Origin of the sequence: Micromonospora sp. NPDC048935 (assembly GCF_043197875.1) — a bacterium.
Lineage (GTDB): Bacteria > Actinomycetota > Actinomycetes > Mycobacteriales > Micromonosporaceae > Micromonospora.
This window is the reverse complement of the sequence record NZ_JBICTZ010000001.1, coordinates 1,118,824-1,135,995: the sequence shown is the minus strand read 5'-3', so window position 1 is coordinate 1,135,995 and position 17,172 is coordinate 1,118,824. Positions and strand designations below refer to the sequence as shown.

The 17,172-nt window shown below is 73.0% G+C and carries 11 protein-coding genes and 2 pseudogenes; 5 read left to right on the top strand and 8 right to left on the bottom strand.

Annotation, left to right across the window (positions count from 1 at the left end):
- Nucleotides 1-22 precede the first annotated feature (22 nt).
- Both ACGFIW_RS05540 and ACGFIW_RS05535 read right to left on the bottom strand, forming a co-directional pair.
- Entirely contained in the window at nt 23-1,147 is a 1,125-nt protein-coding gene (locus ACGFIW_RS05540) for an NAD-dependent epimerase/dehydratase family protein (protein ID WP_393311077.1), read from the bottom strand.
- Nucleotides 1,141-2,181 (bottom strand): polysaccharide biosynthesis protein, encoded by a 1,041-nt coding sequence (locus ACGFIW_RS05535; RefSeq protein WP_393311076.1) that lies wholly within the window; start codon nt 2,179-2,181, stop codon nt 1,141-1,143. The genes ACGFIW_RS05540 and ACGFIW_RS05535 overlap by 7 nt, the downstream gene beginning before the upstream one ends.
- Nucleotides 2,182-2,397: 216 nt before the next feature.
- On the opposite strand from ACGFIW_RS05535, the pseudogene ACGFIW_RS05530 reads away from it, so the two are divergent.
- Nucleotides 2,398-3,714, top strand: a pseudogene (locus ACGFIW_RS05530) (O-antigen ligase family protein); the annotation flags it as partial.
- A gap of 160 nt (nt 3,715-3,874) precedes the next feature.
- Here the strand turns inward: ACGFIW_RS05530 and ACGFIW_RS05525 are convergent.
- From ACGFIW_RS05525 to ACGFIW_RS05515, 3 genes are read right to left on the bottom strand one after another with little or no spacing between them, the layout of a single operon-like run.
- Complete coding sequence (locus ACGFIW_RS05525) at nt 3,875-5,281, bottom strand: glycosyl transferase family 1 (protein WP_393311075.1); 1,407 nt, start codon at nt 5,279-5,281, stop codon at nt 3,875-3,877.
- Nucleotides 5,271-6,677 carry a lipopolysaccharide biosynthesis protein gene (locus tag ACGFIW_RS05520; protein ID WP_393311074.1) on the bottom strand — a complete coding sequence of 469 codons (1,407 nt, stop codon included), beginning with the start codon at nt 6,675-6,677 and terminating at the stop codon, nt 5,271-5,273. Before ACGFIW_RS05520 ends, ACGFIW_RS05525 begins: the two co-directional genes overlap by 11 nt.
- An 8-nt stretch (nt 6,678-6,685) precedes the next feature.
- Nucleotides 6,686-7,630, bottom strand: a complete 945-nt coding sequence (locus tag ACGFIW_RS05515; protein ID WP_393311073.1) for an NAD-dependent epimerase/dehydratase family protein — start codon at nt 7,628-7,630, stop codon at nt 6,686-6,688.
- Nucleotides 7,631-7,842: 212 nt separating this feature from the next.
- Between ACGFIW_RS05515 and ACGFIW_RS05510 the strand changes: the two genes are divergently transcribed.
- Complete coding sequence (locus ACGFIW_RS05510) at nt 7,843-9,078, top strand: glycosyltransferase family 4 protein (protein ID WP_393311072.1); 1,236 nt, start codon at nt 7,843-7,845, stop codon at nt 9,076-9,078.
- Here the strand turns inward: ACGFIW_RS05510 and ACGFIW_RS05505 are convergent.
- Both ACGFIW_RS05505 and ACGFIW_RS05500 read right to left on the bottom strand, forming a co-directional pair.
- On the bottom strand, nt 8,997-10,301 hold the full coding sequence (locus ACGFIW_RS05505; RefSeq protein ID WP_393311071.1) for a glycosyltransferase: 1,305 nt from the start codon (nt 10,299-10,301) through the stop codon (nt 8,997-8,999). The two genes, ACGFIW_RS05510 and ACGFIW_RS05505, sit on opposite strands and share 82 nt — an antisense overlap.
- A 2-nt stretch (nt 10,302-10,303) precedes the next feature.
- The gene (locus tag ACGFIW_RS05500) at nt 10,304-11,380 is read right to left on the bottom strand and encodes a glycosyltransferase (protein ID WP_393311070.1); all 1,077 of its coding nucleotides are present in this window, start codon (nt 11,378-11,380) and stop codon (nt 10,304-10,306) included.
- A 156-nt stretch (nt 11,381-11,536) separates the two neighbouring features.
- On the opposite strand from ACGFIW_RS05500, the pseudogene ACGFIW_RS05495 reads away from it, so the two are divergent.
- A pseudogene (locus ACGFIW_RS05495) lies at nt 11,537-12,703 on the top strand (glycosyltransferase); the annotation flags it as partial.
- A gap of 20 nt (nt 12,704-12,723) precedes the next feature.
- Here the strand turns inward: ACGFIW_RS05495 and ACGFIW_RS05490 are convergent.
- Nucleotides 12,724-13,422 (bottom strand): acyltransferase, encoded by a 699-nt coding sequence (locus ACGFIW_RS05490; protein WP_393311069.1) that lies wholly within the window; start codon nt 13,420-13,422, stop codon nt 12,724-12,726.
- Nucleotides 13,423-13,934: 512 nt separating this feature from the next.
- On the opposite strand from ACGFIW_RS05490, the gene ACGFIW_RS05485 reads away from it, so the two are divergent.
- Both ACGFIW_RS05485 and ACGFIW_RS05480 read left to right on the top strand, forming a co-directional pair.
- Nucleotides 13,935-15,083, top strand: a complete 1,149-nt coding sequence (locus ACGFIW_RS05485) for a DegT/DnrJ/EryC1/StrS family aminotransferase (protein ID WP_393311068.1) — start codon at nt 13,935-13,937, stop codon at nt 15,081-15,083.
- A gap of 204 nt (nt 15,084-15,287) precedes the next feature.
- Entirely contained in the window at nt 15,288-17,162 is a 1,875-nt protein-coding gene (locus ACGFIW_RS05480; RefSeq protein WP_393311067.1) for a polysaccharide biosynthesis protein, read from the top strand.
- The last annotated feature ends 10 nt before the right edge of the window (nt 17,163-17,172 follow it).

The following is a 17,172-nucleotide window of genomic DNA, read 5'->3' as shown; positions in this document are numbered from 1 at the left end:
GTGGTCTCCCTCCGCAGGTCAGTCACCGGACGCCCGCCGGCACCCGGTGCTCGTCACCGACCGGCTCCGGCCACGTGTCGGGCCGTTCCGGGTCGAACAGCTCGTTGGTCCAGAAGAGGGTGAGCAGCTCGTCCGGGCCGGTGTTGGTGATGTTGTGCGCCCACATGGTCGGCATGTCGACGACCACGGGTTGCTCGCCGCTCACCGGAAACCGGAGTACGTCGGTGTCGCCGACACGGCGCAGGCTGATCTCGGCGGTGCCGCGCAGCACCACGAACCGCTCCACCTTCGCCAGGTGGAAGTGCTCGCCCCGGGTGATCCCGGGCCGGGTGGTGGAGCAGAAGGTCTGCCCCGCTCCCCCGTGCGCCTTGACCGTCTCGACGAGTGCGCCCCGCGCGTCGGCCCGGGTGGGCAGGGCCAGTGGGTAGTGCGCCGGAAAGCAGTGCGACCGGTAGGTGTTGAACAGCCGTACGTCGTGCCTGTCGCGCAGCGGCGGGATCTCGCCGGTGCGGTAGGTGTCGGCGTACGAGGTGAGCTGGGCTGCGACGTCCCGGACCCCGATCCGCAGCGCCGGCATGGCCGGGTCCCAGGAGCCGCCCGCGGTGACGCCGGCCAGCCGGGCGGCGGCGTCGGTGACGTGCACCAGGTCCAACTGCCGGTCGGCGTGCACCTCCGGCTGATGGCCGTCGGCGAGGACCCGGCAGAACGTGGCGACGGCCGAGTTGTACCAGGGTCGGCCGTGCTCGCCGTACAGGTTGGGCAGCAGCACGTCGTCCAGGGGCACACCGGTCTCGGCGAGGATGCCGGCGGCGGTGGCCTTGGCGTCGCCGTAGGGGGTGCCGTTGCCGGCCTGCGTGGAGTTGGCGAAGACCACCTGTGCGGGCGGGTCCGGGCAGACCCGCAGGCCGTTGGCGAGCTGGGCGGCGAGCTGGACGTTGCCGGCGGCCACGTCGGCGGGCTCACCCCGGTTGACGCCGGCCAGGTGCAGCACCCGGTCCGTCCCCGCGATCTTGCGGGCGACCACCGCCGGGTCGACCAGATCGGCGCGGGTCAACACGGTCGGCTGGGGCCAGCCGAGCGCACGCAGCAGGACCCGCAGGTGCCAGCCGAGGAAACCGCCGGCGCCGGTGACGGCGAGGCTCAGCACGCCAGCACCGGGTCCCGCAGCGCCAGCTCCGCCCGGACCTCCGGCAGCGACCTGAGCAGCCGCACCACATCGGGTACGCCGAGTCGGGTGGCGTTCGCCGAGTTGAAGTCGTCCCCGGGCCGTTCGCCCACCTCGCCCTCGGAGACGTAGAGCGCGTAGTTGAGGTCCCGTGCGTCCAACGGCACCCGGTAGAAGTCGCCGAAGTCGTCGGCCTGCGCCAACTCCTCGCGGCTCGCCAGGGTCTCGTGCGACTTCTCGCTGTGCCGTACGCCGATGATGTCCAGCTTGAACGGCACGTCGAAGAGCTGACAGACCGCCTCGGCGAGATCGCTGATCGTGCAGGCGGCCGCCTTGCGGATGAACACGTCGCCGGGGCGGGCGTGGTGGAAGGCGTGCTCGACCAGGTCGACCGAGTCGGCGAGCGACATCAGGAAGCGCGTCATGGCCGGGTCGGTGACGGTGGGCGCGCGGCCCGCCTTGATCTGCTCGATGAAGAGCGGGATCACCGAGCCACGCGAGTACATCACGTTGCCGTACCGGACACAGGACACGGTGGTGGCGCTGTTCGGGTTGTTGCGGGCGTACGCCTGGGCGACCTTCTCCATCAGCGCCTTGCTCATGCCCATCGCGTTCACCGGGTAGACGGCCTTGTCGGTGCTGAGCACGACGACCGAGCTGACGCCGTTCTGCGCGGCGGCCTCGACCACGTTGCCGCTGCCGATGATGTTGGTGCGTACCGCCTCCAGGGGGAAGAACTCGCAGGACGGCACCTGCTTGAGCGCCGCCGCGTGGAAGACGAAGTCGACGTTCCGCGTGGCCCGCAGCACCGTGTCGATGTCACGGACGTCGCCGATGTGGTAGCGCACCCGCCCGTCACCGATGGATCGCCGCATGGCGTCCTGCTTGGCCTCGTCCCGGCTGAGGATCCGCACCTCGGCGACGTCCCGGTCGAGCAGTCGTCGGGCCATGGTCTGTCCAAAGGATCCGGTCCCGCCGGTGATCAGCACCCGGCGGCCCGCGGTCATCACGCTCATTGGTTCTCCCGTTCGTCACCCGACGGGCGGTTCTCACCCGTCGACCCGGCGCGGCACGGCGCTGCTCACCGTGGCGGGGGCACCGGTCTCCGACGGTCAGGCGGAAGCCCCGCCGGATGCGGCACACGGGTCAACGAGGGGCCCCAGCAGCAGATACGTGTTTGAGCCGCAAACGGGCCAAACGAGCCATAGGGCACTCAGAAAACATGTCGGTCTATGCACGGATTTGACCACTTCGTACCGCCGTACCTGGTAGAAACGGTTCGGTCCCCGGGCCGGGCAACGGCCGGTGTCGGCGGACCACTCTCGGGCCAGTCAGGACACGAGCGATCACCGGACCGACCCCCCGAAGGGACTCCCAATGCCGCGCGGTCACTCGTCCGGCCCGGCGCGTCGCGGGTCGGCCGTGGTCGCCGCGCCACGCCGGAGTGCCCGGACGCCGCGACGCGGTCCGGGCCGGGTCGACGCGGGGCGCCCGCGGTGACCGACGCGCCACCGCGACACGGTCCGACCCACGCCCTGCGGCACCACCACACCGGCGGCGCCCGGTTGGCGCCCGCCCCGCTGACCCGTGTCGAACGGCGACCCGCTTCGCACACCGGCCCCGCGCCGGTCGCGCCCGCCGGCAGCCTGCCCGCCGTGCTGGTCCTCGGTGTGGCCGCCTACCTGGTGGCCCGGCCACCGTGGTGGTCGTTCAACTACGTCGCGATCCTCGCCGTGGTGGCCATCGTGCTGACCGGCCGGCTGCCCCGGCTGCGGGCGGTCGACACCGTCGCGCTGCTCACCGCCGGTTGGGCCGCCGCCAGCCTGCTCTGGACGAGCCACCCCGACCTCACCGGGCCCGCCGCCTACCGGTACATCTCGGTCTGCGTGCTCTTCGTGGCCTGCCGGCACGTCGTACGGGGACGACGGGACCTGCTGCTGGTCGGCTGGACCTTCCTCCTCGGCTGCGTGGCGGTCGCCGTCGAGATGGTCACCGGCGCCCGCTCCCAGGGGCAGGTGCTGCTCTTCGCCGAGCGCTACGGCATCGACGGCAGGGAGGTGAACGGCACGGCGTACACCCTGGCCGCCGGGGTGGTGCTGGCCCTGGTGCTCGCCGCCGCCGGCGCGCACCGGCCGGTGCTGCGCCTCGCGCCGCTGGCCCTGGCCGTGCCGCTCGGGTACGGCGTGCTGCTCACCGGCTCGCGCGGTGCGGCGATCGGCATCGTGCTCGGTCTGGTCAGCGCGCTGGCCACCCGCGTGGTGCCCCGGCTGACCGGGATCACCGTCGCCGGGCTCGCCACCGCTCTTGTCGTGCTGGTGCCGTTCGGGCTGGCACCGAAGGCCGAGCTGCTCTGGCTCGACGGCCTGTACGGGCGACCCACCGGCGACATCTCCGGACGCCTCTCGATCTGGCCCTACGCGCTGTCCACCTGGTCGGAGTCACCACTGAACGGATCCGGCGCGGGGGTGTTCATCGGCACCAACCCGTTCGACATCGGGCCGCACAATCTGCTGCTCACCGTCGGCAACGACCTGGGGCTGGTCGGTGTGCTGCTCTACTTCGGCGCGCTGGCCGCGGCGCTCGTCACCGCCGCCCGTACCGGTCCGGCCGGGCTGCTGCTGGTCTGCGCGTTCACCGGTGCCATGCTGCCGATCTGGCTGACCGGCCAGTGGGAGACGTCGCTCGCCTTCTGGTTGGTCCTGGCGCTTGTCACCGTGCTGCCGGGGATCTGGGGGCCGCCGCGGCCCCCCGCGGCACCCCGGCACTCGGCCGCCCGCCGCCCGCCTCCCGCAGCACCTCGGCGAAGCGGGCCGCCACCTGATCCGTGCGGTGGTGCCGCACCGCGTACGCCAGGCCGCGCCGGCCGAGTCGAGCCCGAAGGCCGGCGTCGACGCAGAGCGGGGTGAGCGCGTCGACGAGGGCCACCGGGTCGTCGCTGCCGACCACCGCGCCGGCGTCGGCCGCCGCCAGGTGCGCCATCGAGGCCAGTTCGGCCGGGCCGAACCCGAAGACGGGACGGCCGGACGCCAGGTACTGCGGGATCTTGGTGGACAGCGAGTAGCGGGTGTAGCGGCGGTGCTCGGCGGCGAACGACTCGACGTGCACCAACATGTCGGACCGGCGCAGCACACCGGCGACCTCGTCGCTGGCCAACGGGCGGCCCAGGTGCACCGTCGGCAGCCCGGTGAACGCGCCCGCGTACCGCGCGAGGTCGGTCGCCGGGGCGTGCACGGTCAACCGGGCCGGCGTGCCCCGGGCCACCAGCCGAGCGACGGCCTCGCCGACCCGGCGCAGCGACCGCCACCGGTCCAGGTGCAGCCCACCCACGTAGACCAACTCGACCGGGGCCCCGTCCGGGCGGTCCGGCGCACACGTGTCGGGGTCGGCGAAGTCCGCGGCGTCCACGCAGTTGCCGAAGGCGGCGAAGGGCAACCGGTAACGGCGCTCGAACTCCCGGGCCATCGCCACGCTGATCCCCATTCCGTACGAGGAGTGCCGCAGGACGTCGCGGAAGCCGGCCCGGACGGCGAGCCGGGGCAGCCCCAGCACCTGGCCTTCGGTGTAGAGGGTGGTGGGCCAGTCGTCCATGAAGTGCGGCACCAGGGGCACCCGGCACTCCTGCGCGGCGGCGACGGCGAGGCGCATCATCCGGATACTGCCCAGCGTCGTGTAGACCACGTCCGGCCGCTGCTCGCGCAGCCACCGGCGGACGTCGTCGGGAACCCGGACCGGGCTGAGGTCGACGAAGGCGCGCAGTTGGGTGCGCAGCCGGGCACGCACCGGGCCGGGCCCGGGATCGCGCGCCGGTCGGGCAGCGCTGCCCGGGCCGGCCACACCCGGCGACCCGGCCGTACCCCTCACCAGGGCCCGGACCGGCCGGCGGACGCGTTCCCACTGCCGGAACAGGTGGTACTCCACCGGCGCGTTGCGCGGCGCGAACCGGGCGAACGTGCCGACGGCGTCCGGGCCCGGGGCGCGGTCCTCGGCGTAGAGCTGGGCGAGGCGGTCCCCCGGCCAGCCGGTGAACAGGTTCGACAGGGTGATGCCGGTGCCGGTGGAGCGGTCGAACACGGCCGCGCTCACCACCAGCACGCGGGGATACTCGTCAGCGCGCACAGTCCTGCACCACTCTCCGCTCGATGACCGGGCCGCGGTGCGGCCGCAGTGCCCGGCGATACCCGTACAGCGCCGCCGGCACGACGGTCAGCGCGTACCCGACCGCGCCGACCCAGGGCACGGCGGCGACGGCGATCCGGTCGGCGGCGTACCACTTGCCGAGCACCGACACCACCAGGAACGCCCCCCAGCCGACCAACTGCGGGACGAGGACACCGCCGGCGTTCTGCACCATGAAGCGGGGCGAGAGCGCCGACTGAAGCAGCCACCAGACGCCCAACCCGGCCAGCAACCACCGGTCGCCGCCCATCGGCACCGGCAACCAGGCCGCGAAGAGCCACTCACCGAAGGCGACAAGGACGGCGGCCGGCACGCCGGCGGCGAGCACGGACACCACTGTCATCCGCCGGGTGGTACGGCGTACCCAGTCCACCTGCCCCTGGGCCAACGCCTCGCCGTTGGCCGGCCACAGTGGCACGTTGACCAGGACGACGAGCTGGCCGAGTTGGGACAGCAGCTTGGCGGGCACCACGTAGCCGGCGACGGCGGACAGACCGAGCGCGTGCGCGATGATCAGGGTGTCGGCGTTGGTGGCGAACGAGATGACCACGGTCAGCAGGAAGAACAGCCCGCTGAGCCGGGTCAGTTCCACGGCGGCGTGCGCCTGCACGGCCCTCGGCGTCGGCCGGATCCGCGGCTCCTGCCGACCGAAGAACCAGAGCGTGTTGAGCAGGTTGACGAGCAGCGGCGCGGCGACCGACAGGGCGACCACCAGCAGCGGCGACAGGTCGGCCCAGACCACGCCGAGCACCGCGCCGAGCGCGGCCAGACTGCCCGCGGTCTGCCAGACGTTGCTCCGGCCGACCTGCTGGTAGGCGTACTGCACGCGGGCGATCAGGCTGAGCGGCACGTTGAGGGCGAACGCGGTGAGACAGATCAACGCGATCATCCGGGTCTGCTCCGGGCTGACCTGACCTGACACGTTGAACAGCGCCGACCAGGGCACGGCGCCGGCGAAGATCCAGAGCAGGCCGGTGAGGGTGAGCGCGAGCCCCGACAGGGTCAGGTACGCGCTGGAGATGTAGCGCCGGGCCTGGACGGTGTCGCCGTGTGCGTAGCAGGGGGCGAGCTTCGTCATCAGGCCGCTGCCCAGCCCCAGGTCCGCGAAGGCCGCCATGCCGGCCAGCGCCGCCACCGCCATCCACAGGCCGTACAGGTCGTTGCCGAAGTAGGGCAACGTGACAGGCACCAGCACGATCGGCACGACGAGCCCCGCCAGCCGACTGAGCAGCGCGGTCGCGACCCCGGAGACGAGCCGGCGACCACGGTCGGGACGGCGACGGTGCACGCCCGGTGGGCGGGCGCGCCGGGTCCGCTCGACGACCCCGGACGACATCGACGCCCCTACTGACTCGCGAGCACGTGATCGGCCATCCAGGACACCGTGCGTTCCAGGCCGGTGCGCAGCGGCACCGGCCGCAGATCGGGGAACAACTCCCGCAGGCGGGTGCAGTCGGCCTGCGAGTCCCGCACGTCGCCCGCGCGCGGCGCCTCGTGCACCACGGGCAGCGGCCGGCCCAGCACGTCCTCCAACTCGGCGACCAGGTCGAGCAGGGAGATCCGCGCACCGAAGGCCAGGTTCACCACGTCGGGGGTGGACACCCGACGGACGATGGCGTCGACGATCACCGAGGTGACGCTGCCGACGAAGGTGAAGTCGCGGGTCTGCCGACCGTCGCCGTGCACGCGCAGCGGCTCCCCGGCGAGCGCGGCGGTGACGAAACGGGGCAGCACCGCCGCGTACGGGTGGTGTGCCGCCTGCCGTGGGCCGTAGACGTTGAAGAAGCGGAACGGCAGCACGCCCAGGTCGTAGCAGGCGGCGTAGGCCACCGCGTACGCCTCGGCGGCCAGCTTGGACACCGCGTACGGGGAGACCGGGATGGGGCGCAGCCCCTCCTGGCGGGGCAGCACCGGGTTCGCGCCGTAGACCGACGACGAGGACGAGAGGATCACCTGCTGGACGTGGTGCCGCCGCGCGGCCTCCAGCACCATCAGCGTCCCGGTGGCGTTGGCGTGGTGGCTGGGCAGCGGCCGGTCGATGGAGCGCGGCACGGAGCCGAGCGCGCCCAGGTGCACCACGCTTGCCGCGCCGGCGAACGTCTCGTCCAGCAGGTCCGGGTCGAGCACGGTGCCCCGGTGCAGCCGGACGGGCTGACCGTGCAGGTTGTCCAGGCGGCCGGTGGAGAGGTCGTCGACGACCACGACGTCGGTCACCTGGGGTGCCTCGTCGAGTGCCCGTACCAGGTTGGCGCCGATGAACCCGGCGCCACCGGTCACGACTACCTTCAACGCGTCCCCCGTTCGGCTCGGCCTGCGGGCGGCCGGCGCAGCGGTGTCCGCCCGGTGGGCGCGCGGCAGCGGTCGCCGGCGGCCACTGGTGTGACAACGAGCGCTCTTCTCGCAAGTCACGCGAAACGGGCGCCGCCCCGCGTGTCCTCCGTTCCCTTCCGTCAGTTGTCTGCCCTGGTGGGCGAGTTGACGTCGACGGGAGTGCCGGGCACATGCGAATCGGACTGATCAGTCAGTGGTACCCGCCGGAGAGCGCCTTCGTGCCGGGTCAACTGGCCACGGAGTTGGCCCGCCGCGGTCACGAGGTGCGGGTGCTGACCACGTTTCCGAGCCTGCCGCTCGGGCGCACCTACCCGGGTTGGCAGCAGCGCTGGAGCCACCGGGCCACCGATCGCGGGGTGGCCGTCCGCCGGGTGCCCGCGTACCCGAGTCACGACCGTTCCGGCCTGCGCCGGGCGGCGAGCTACCTCTCCTTCGCCACCACCAGCACCCTGGCCGCCCCGCGTCACCTACGCGGCGTCGACGCGCTCTACGTCTACCACCCGCCGCCCACCGCGTACGCCGCCGCCGGTCTGCTGCGGATGCTGCGCGGCGTCCCGGCGGTGCTGCACGTGCAGGACCTGTGGCCGGAGTCGGTGACGGCCTCCGGGATGGCCCCACCGGGGCTGGCGGGGCGGGCGATGGACCGGGTCCTGACCGCCACGATGCGCCGGATCTACCGCGCCTGCGCCGGCATCGCGGTGATCGCGCCGGCCATGGCCGAACAGGTGGTCGAGCGGGGTGTCGACCCGGGCGCGGTGCGTACCGTGTTCAACTGGACCGACGAGGCGCTGTTCCGGCCGGTGCCCGGCACCGAGTCGGCCCGGGCGACGATCGGGCACCGGGGGCGGACCACCGTGATGTTCGCCGGCAACCTGGGTCTGTTGCAGGGCGTCGACGTCGCCATCCGAGCGGCGGCGGCGGCACCGGACGCGGTGGACCTGGTCTTCGTCGGCACCGGGCTGGGCGCGGAACAGGCCCGGCGTCTCGCCGACGAGTTGGGCGCGGCGAACGTGCGGTTCGTCGGTCGCCGTCCGGCCGCCGAGATGGCCGAGTTGTACGCCGCCGCCGACTACCAGTTGGTCATGCTGCGCGACCTGCCGTGGTTGCGCGGGACGGTGCCGTCGAAGTTGCAGGCCGCGTTGGCCTGCGGCAGTCCGGTGGTGATGTCGGCCGACGGCGACGCCGCCCGGCTGGTCAGCGCGGGCGGGGCCGGGCTGGTCTGCCCACCGGACGACTGGCGGGCGCTTGCCGACCAGTTCGCCGCCGCCGCCCGGGTGCCGGCCGAGCAGCGGATCGCGATGGGCCGTCGGGGCCGTCAGCTCTATCAGGACCGGATGTCGTTGCGGGTCGGCGTCGACCAGATCGAGGACCTGCTCAGCAAGGCCGCCGCGCGCGGCCGGGGCTGAACGCCACGCTGGTCGGTCAGCCCGGCCAGGCCGGCGAGGAAGTCGCGCACGCGGCGACCCTGCGCGGCCGGGTTACGCGTCTCCCGCACGAAGCGGGCCCCACCCACCCCCCGCGCCCGGGCCTCGTCCGCCGGCAGAGCCAACACCCGGCCGAGGGCTGCCCGCAGCCCGTCGGCGGTGTCCGGCTCGGCGAAGGACAGCCACGGCGCGTACTCCGCCGGGATGCCGGGCAGTCGGGTGCTCACCACCGGCACCCCCGCGGCGAGATACTCGATGATCTTCGACGGGAAGGACCAGCGGACGAAGTCCTGGTCCACCGGGCGCGGGTTCACCAGCACGGTCGCCCGGGCCAGCCGGGGCAGCAGCTCCGAGCGGGGCAGCAGCGCGGGCGGCACGATGCGCCGGTCCACGGCGGCCTGGTCGCGCAGCCAACCCGCCAGTTCGCCCCGGCCGTACACGCACAGCCGCAGGTCGTCCCCGGCGAGACCGCGGAACGCCTCGACCAGCCGGTCCACGCCGTAGGCGCGGCTCAGGCCCCCCGCGTACACGATGTCCCTGGTCGGGCCGGGCGGCACGGGCGGGCCCGCCGGGTCGGCGGAACAGATTCCCTCCAGCACCAGCCGGGGCCGGCCGGGCGCGAAGTCCTCGGCGAGCGCGGGGGTCAGCGCGATCACCCCCGAGCAGCGGGCCAGGGCCGCCCGGACCAGCGCGACGTCGAGCCCGCGCAGCAGCCGGACCAGCCGACCGTCGGTGGGCAGCGCGACACCCGGCGGGTCGGTGAGCACCGGCACCACCCGGACGCCCCGGCGACGGGCCCGCAGCACACCGAACCAGAGGAACGGCGAGTGCACGCCGTGCACCAGCAGCACCTCGGCGTCCCGCTCGCGCAGGGCCCGAGTGCCGGTACGCCAGGCGGCCACGAACCGGGTGAGGTGCTTGAGGCCGAGCAGGTTCACGAACGCCAGCAGTTGACCGTCCACGTCGTCCTGCCGGAACCGCCCGGCACGGAAGCGGACCTGCCCGTTGCCGGGCCAGGTGGACACCGGCGCCGCGGAGAGCAGGTGCACCGGGCAGTCGGCGGCCCGCAGGCCGCGCACCAGGCTCCAGGCGAAGGTGTGCGTCTGGGTGGGCATGATGGTGTCCCGGGCGATGATCTCGGCGAGCAGGTCGTCCGGGACCGTGAAGCCCAGCAGGGTGACGCGTGGGCTGCGGGGCCGCGCCACCGTCACTCCCCGAGGATCTGCTGGTAGACCCGGTCGAGGCGACCGAGCATGACGTCGAGGCTGTAGTCCTCGGCCACCACCTTGCGACCCAACTCCCCCACGTGACGCCGCTCGGCGGGGTCGTCGAGCAGCGGCGTCAACGCCGCCGCCAGGGCGTCCGGGTCGCCGGCCGGCACCAGCCGACCGCCGCCGGAGCGCAGCACCTCGACGTTGCCGCCCACCGCCGACGCGACCACCGGCAGCCCGTAGGCCATCGCCTCCAGCAGCGCGTTGGAGAGGTTCTCGTGCAGGGTCGGGAAGACGAAGAGGTCCGCCGCGGCGAGCAGGTCCGGTACGTCGAGACGGTTGCCGAGCAGGCGCACCTCGATCTGGCCGGCCTCGGCCAGCGCGGCGGCGATCCCGTCCCGGTCGAGCCCGTCGCCGGCGACGAGCAACACCCGGCGGGTGGCCGACGGCGGCAGTCGGCGCACCGCGTCGGCGAGGACGGCGTAGCCCTTCTCCCAGGTCAACCGGGACACCGCGATCATGGTCACGTCGTCGGGGTGCAGGCCCAGCTCGGCGCGGACCCGGTCCCGCTCGGCGTGTGGACGGGCCGGCAGCGGCACCCCGTTGGGGATCACCCCGACGAACTTCCCGCCCAGGTCGGACAGGAAGTCCCGGCCGGCGGCGTACGCGCAGACGGTGCCGACGTGGGTGGCCAGTCGCAGCGTCGCGGGCTCGGCGGCGTGCACGAGCAGTCGGCGCCGCCAGGCGCGACCCGGTTGACGCAGGTCACGTACGGTGCCGTGCACGGTGACCAGGATGCGCGGGCAGCCGGCGAGGCGGGCGGCGAGGACCCCGTGCAGACCCTCGTTCTGTAGGCCCCGCACGTGCACCAGATCCGGGCGGACTCGGCGCAGCAGCCGCACCCACTCCCGCAGCAGCGGCACGTTCAGGCTGCCGTTGCCGGCGTGTTGGTGCATCCGGACGAACTCGTACCGGTCGGCCAGGGGTGAGGCGAGCACGCGCCGCACGGCGGTCAGCGGACCGTTGGCACCGGGGGTGCCCGCCGAGTGCTGCACCACCACCGGTCGGCTCACCACGAGACTCCTGCGGACCGCACGATGACGCCAACCGCGCCACGCCTCGCGTAGTAACGGCAGGACACGGGCCCCTCGATCCTGTCGCCCGGGAGGACGACTGTCTAGACTAAACGGTCATAACCGGCTAATTACCCGAGCTCGGAGGGGTAGACCATGGGCGAGCCCACCACCGGCACGGACCTGGTCCCCGCCCCGCGGCCCACCGCGAGACCAACGGTGCTGGCACTTGCCGCGTACCGGTTCCCGCATGGTGACGCGATGTCCAACCGGCTGCTGCAACTGGCCCGGTCGGCCACCCCGCCGGGGGGAGTGACCCTGGTGGTCAACGACTGGCCCGACGACGGGTCGCGCCCACCCGGCGCGGTGGACCTACCCCCCGACGTCCGTCTGATCACGCTGCCCCGACGCCGCCGGGGCGGCGGAATGCTGGGCCGTTGGTCGCACCGGCGCGTCCGCCCGCTGCGGGTGCTGGCCGCACTGCGCCGCGCGGGTGTCCGCCCGGGCGAGCTGGCCGGCGTGCACCTGCCGCTCGGGTTGTGGGACCTGGCGACCTGGGCGGTGCTGCGGCTGACGGTGCGGTGCCCGGTGACGGTGGACGTGCCGGAGCAGCACGACCGGGCCCAGTTTCCCCGGGGCTGGCTGACGCCGTACTTCCTCCGGCACCGCTGGGCGTCCTTCTGGGCCGGACGACTCGCCGACCAGGTCATCGTCATCTCCGAGCTGCTGGAGCGGCACTTCGTGCGCCAGGGCCGGCGGACCCTCGTGGTGCCACCCCAGGTCGACCGCGCCGACTACGCCGATCCCGCGCCAGCCTCGCTCGGCGACGGCCTCCGACTGCTCTACGCCGGGTCGGCAGGCGCGAAGGACCAGTTGGCCGTGGTGCTGGAGGGCATCCGCCTGCTCCCGCCCACCGATCGGGCCAGGGTGCACCTGGTGATCGCCGGGTTCAGCCGGGAGCAGTCCAGCAAGCTCTCCGACCTCGGGGAGGCCGGGCCGATCGACCTCGACGACCAGGTGAGCTTCCTCGGCCGGGTGCCCCGCGACCAGGTGCTCGCCGAGTTGCGCCGGGCGCACTTCTCGGTGCTGGTCCGCCCGCCGCTCGGGTACGCGCAGGCGGGCTTCCCCTCCAAGGTGCCGGAGAGTCTGGCCGCCGGCTGCCCGGTGCTGCTCAACCTCACCAGCGACCTGCGGCGCTACCTCGTGGACGGTCGGGAGGGCATCCTGCTCGACGGCTCGGCGGCCGAGGATGTCCGGCGCGGCATCGAGCGGGCGCTGCGTCTCGACGACGCGGCCTGGCGGGCGATGAGCCGCGCGGCCCGGGAGCGGGCCCGCTGTTTCGACTATCGCGACTGGACGCCGGTGGTCAGCGACTTCGTCACGGGAGTCGGGCGCGGCTCGGGTGCCGGCAGCTCGGCGAGGCCGGCCAGCTCGGCGGCGGTCAGCCGACGGTCGGCCGGGTAGAGCTGCCGCTCGTGGGCCCGGATGGTCTCCACCGGCCACCGCAGGCGGATCACCCGCGCCGGATTGCCGGCGGTCACCGCGTACGGCGGCACCGACCGGGTGACCACCGCGCCGGCGCCGATCACCGCGCCCCGGCCGATCGTCACCCCGTGCAGGATCACCGCCCGGGTGCCCACCCACACGTCGTCGCCGATGGTCACGCCCCGGTCGTGGGTGTCGTCGCCGGCCTCCTTGTCGACCGCGATCATCGGTACACCGACCTGCTCGATGCGGTGGTTGCCACCCCGGATCGTCACCTCGGGGCCGAACATCACGTTGTCACCGATGCGGATCCGACTCCGGGCCGCCATCAGGATCGGCCGGTACCCGAGATCGACGTTGTGGCCGACCTCGATCGACTCGCAGGTGTAGACGCCGTCCGGGTCGAACGTGAAGTTGTCTCCCCGGGCGGCGAACCGATCGGCGAGGGCAAGGCCCCGGATCGCCCGACGCGCCCGCGCCGCCGCACACAGGAGACGGCCGAGTGACCCGAGCACCGGGCCGAGCAGCGTTCCGGGTTGGTCGGGCCGGACGCGCATCAGACTCCCGTCCGGACGCCGGCCCGCTCGGGCACCGCACGCATGTCGCCCCCGCATCTCCGCCGTTCGGCCAGGTCGCCCCAGGGGCCGATGATAACCTCGGCAACCTCCACAATAGGTGTATAGCGCTCAAAGTCTCCGCACGCACCAAGCTTCCGCGCTGACCACCATCGTGACGTCGAGCGCACCTGCGGCGACCTGAGCAGCGGGCACGACCCCCGAGCGAAGGGGGCCGCCCCTTTCCCACGCCCGACCGGCCAGTTTCCCCTCGTCCGACCGGCCGTCGCGACGCTCGCGACTCGTGCCGTGGGCCACGGCCCACAGAAGGCCGCCGAGCCGGCCGTGTCCGAATGCGGGTTTTGGGGTTGATCGGGGGAATGCGGGTTGTGTGTCGCCAATCAGGGTCGTCATCCGGTTTTCGCCCCGATGGGACGCTCGCCCGGCGTTGTCCCCGACGCCGTTGGAGGTGGAATCGTGCCGATGCCCGGTGCTCTCGTGACCGGTGGTGCCCCATGAGCGGCACCGTGTACCTGTCGCCACCCGACATCGGGCCACTGGAGGAGTCGTACCTGATCGCCGCCCTGCGCTCGGGCTGGGTCGCACCGGTCGGCCCGGACCTGGACGCGTTCGAGCAGGACGTCGCCGCGCGGGTCGGCACCGACGGGGCGGTGGCGGTCAACTCCGGGACGGCGGCCCTGCACCTGTCGCTACTCGGTGTCGGGGTCGGGCCCGGCGACGTGGTCATCGTGCCCACGCTCACCTTCGTCGCCACCGCGAACGCGGCCCGCTACATCGGGGCGCGGCCGGTCTTCGTCGACTGCGACCCCCGGACCGGCAACGTGGACGTCGCCCTCGTCGACGAGGTGCTGCGACGGCTGCGCGCACGCGGTGAGCGGGTCGGCGCGGTCGTCCCGGTGGACATGTTCGGCAGTTGCGCCGACTACGACGCCCTGCTCCCGGTCTGCGCCGACGCCGACGTCCCTCTGGTGGAGGACGCCGCGGAGGCCCTCGGCGCCGGCCACGGGGGACGACCCGCGGGTTCCTTCGGGCGCGTCGGCGTGCTCTCCTTCAACGGCAACAAGATCATGACCACGTCCGGCGGCGGGATGCTGGTGTCCGACGACACCGTGCTCCTCGCCCGGGCCCGTCACCTCGCGACGCAGGCGCGCGAACCGGCGCGGCACTACGAGCACCGCGAGACGGGTTACAACTACCGGCTCAGCAACCTCCTCGCGGCGCTCGGCCGAGCCCAGTTGCTCCGGCTGGACGCGATGATCGCCCGACGCCGCCACCTGCGCGACCACTACGCCAAGCTCTTCGCCCCGGTGCCGGGTGTCCGGCTGCTCGGCGCGGAGGACAGCGAGTCCAACTGTTGGCTCACCGTCATCACCGTCGAGCCGCGGCGGTGCGGCTGGCGGGTGGACGACCTGGCGGCCCACCTGGCCGAGCGGGACATCGAGACCCGGCCGGTGTGGAAGCCGATGCACCTCCAGCCCATGCACGCCGGTGCGGAGACCCTGCTCACCGGCGCGGCGCAGCGACTCTTCGACAACGGGCTCACGCTGCCCAGCGGAAGTGCACTCACCGAGGCACAGATCGCCCGGGTGTCCGTCGCGATCGAGGAGTTCCTGAGCCGTCGAACGGGAGCCGACACGGTGTGACGACCGGGCGCGGGGAGAAGGCCGGTCAGGTGGCGCCACAGCGCGTAACGGTGCGCTGATCTTCATCGGGTCGGGCACATCACTGGTGCCATCTACCGAAAAACACCCGTAAATAGTGAAACTGCCTGTAACAAGGACAAAGGGCTTTAAGTCCCTTCTGTCGTACGCGACGGAAGCGGTCGGAGACGGTCAGGGAGCCAGCACATGCCGCAGGAGACTGAGCAGACGGAGCACACGGAGCGATCGGCTCGGCGGGCCCGGGCCCGCCGCCGCACCGCGGGCTTCCTCGCCACCGACACCACCGCCTGGGTCAGCGGCTTCGCCGCGGCCGTGTGGACCCGGTTCGAGTTCGATCTCCCGGCGGGCCAACTGGTTCGGGCCGCGGCGATCGGTGTGCTCGCGGCGATCGTGCACGTGGCGGTGGCGGCGGTCCGCCGGCTCTACTCCGGACGACACCCGCTGGGCAGTCTCCAGGAGGTCCAGGGCGTCGCGGGCACCGCCACCCTGACGGCGGCCATCGTGCTGCTCGGCCTGCTGTCCTCCGGCGACCGACCGGTGCCGGCGAGCACCCCGCTGGTCGGCGGCGCCCTCGCCCTGTTGCTGATGCTCGGCGCCCGGTTCGCGTACCGGCACCGCCGGGACCTCTCCATGCGTCCCGACGTCCGGTCCTCCACACCGGTCCTGCTGTTCGGGATGGGCGACGCCGGGCAGGAGCTGCTGCGGGCGATGCTCGGCGACCCGCGCGGCCGATACCTGCCGGTGGGCGCCCTCGACGACGATCCGGACAAGCGCGACCTGCGCATCCGGGAGGTGCGGGTGCTCGGCGGGCGGCAGGACATCGAGACCGCGGTGCGGCGTACCGGCGCGAAGGCGGTCATCTTCTCGGTGGCCAACGCCGACGCGGCGCTGATCCGTCAGATCCGCGAGGCCACGCTCGCCACCGGCACGGTGTTCAAGGTGCTGCCGCCCGTGCGGGACCTGGTGGACCACCGGATCACCGTCACCGACGTCCGGGACGTGCAGATCGGCGATCTGCTCGGCCGCCGCCAGGTGGTCGGTGACCTGCCGCTGAGCACGAACAGCCTGACCGGACGGCGGGTCCTCGTCACCGGTGCCGGCGGGTCGATCGGCTCGGAACTCTGCCGTCAGGTGATGAAGGCCGACCCGGGTGAGCTGATGATGCTGGACCGGGACGAGTCGGCCCTGCACGGCCTCCAGATGTCGCTCGCCGGGCGGGCCCTGCTGGACGGCCCCGAGCTGATCCTCGCCGACCTGCGCGACGACGAGGGCCTTCGGCGGATCATCCGGGAGCGCCGCCCGGAGATCATCCTGCACGCGGCGGCACTCAAGCACCTGACCCTGTTGCAACGCCACCCCGGCGAGGCGGTCAAGACGAACGTCTGGGGCACGCTGTCGGTGCTGGACGCCTGCCGGGACGTGGCCAGGTTCGTCAATATCTCCACCGACAAGGCGGCCAACCCGATAAGCGTGCTCGGGTATTCCAAGCGGATCACCGAGCGGTTGACCGCGCACGCCGCGTCCCGGTTCCCGGGGACCTTCCTCAGCGTCCGGTTCGGCAACGTGCTCAGCAGCCGGGGCTCGGTGGTGACGGCGTTCCAGCGGCAGATCGAGGACAGCAGGCCGCTGACCGTCACCCACCCGGACGTCACCCGCTACCTGATGACCATCCAGGAGGCCGTCCACCTGGTGCTCCAGGCCGCCGAGATCGGCCGGGACGGGGAGGCGTTGGTGCTGGACATGGGCGAGCCGGTCCGCATCGCCGACCTGGCCCGGCAGATGGCCGAGCAGGCGTCCAGCACGATGCCGATCGTCTACACCGGCCTTCGTCCCGGAGAGAAACTGCACGAGGACCTGTTCGGCACCGGTGAGGTGGACACCCGGCCGTTCCACCCGTTGGTGTCCCACGTGGCGGTGCCGGCGCTCGACCCGATGGAGGTGAGCGGGCTCGACCCGTACGACGACGCGGCGAAGCTCATCGAGCACCTGGCGTTGCTCTGCGCCCAGCCGATCGACCCGACGGTGGACGGCCCGGTGGGCGTACCCCTGCAGTCGCGGTGACCGGTGACCA

Coding starts and splice junctions, on each gene's coding strand:
- ACGFIW_RS05535 (WP_393311076.1), bottom strand. CDS start 2,181: ATGAGCGTGATGACCGCGGGCCGCCGGGTGCTGATCACCGGCGGGACC.
- ACGFIW_RS05520 (WP_393311074.1), bottom strand. CDS start 6,677: ATGTCGTCCGGGGTCGTCGAGCGGACCCGGCGCGCCCGCCCACCGGGC.
- ACGFIW_RS05510 (WP_393311072.1), top strand. CDS start 7,843: ATGCGAATCGGACTGATCAGTCAGTGGTACCCGCCGGAGAGCGCCTTC.
- ACGFIW_RS05490 (WP_393311069.1), bottom strand. CDS start 13,422: ATGCGCGTCCGGCCCGACCAACCCGGAACGCTGCTCGGCCCGGTGCTC.
- ACGFIW_RS05485 (WP_393311068.1), top strand. CDS start 13,935: ATGAGCGGCACCGTGTACCTGTCGCCACCCGACATCGGGCCACTGGAG.
- ACGFIW_RS05480 (WP_393311067.1), top strand. CDS start 15,288: ATGCCGCAGGAGACTGAGCAGACGGAGCACACGGAGCGATCGGCTCGG.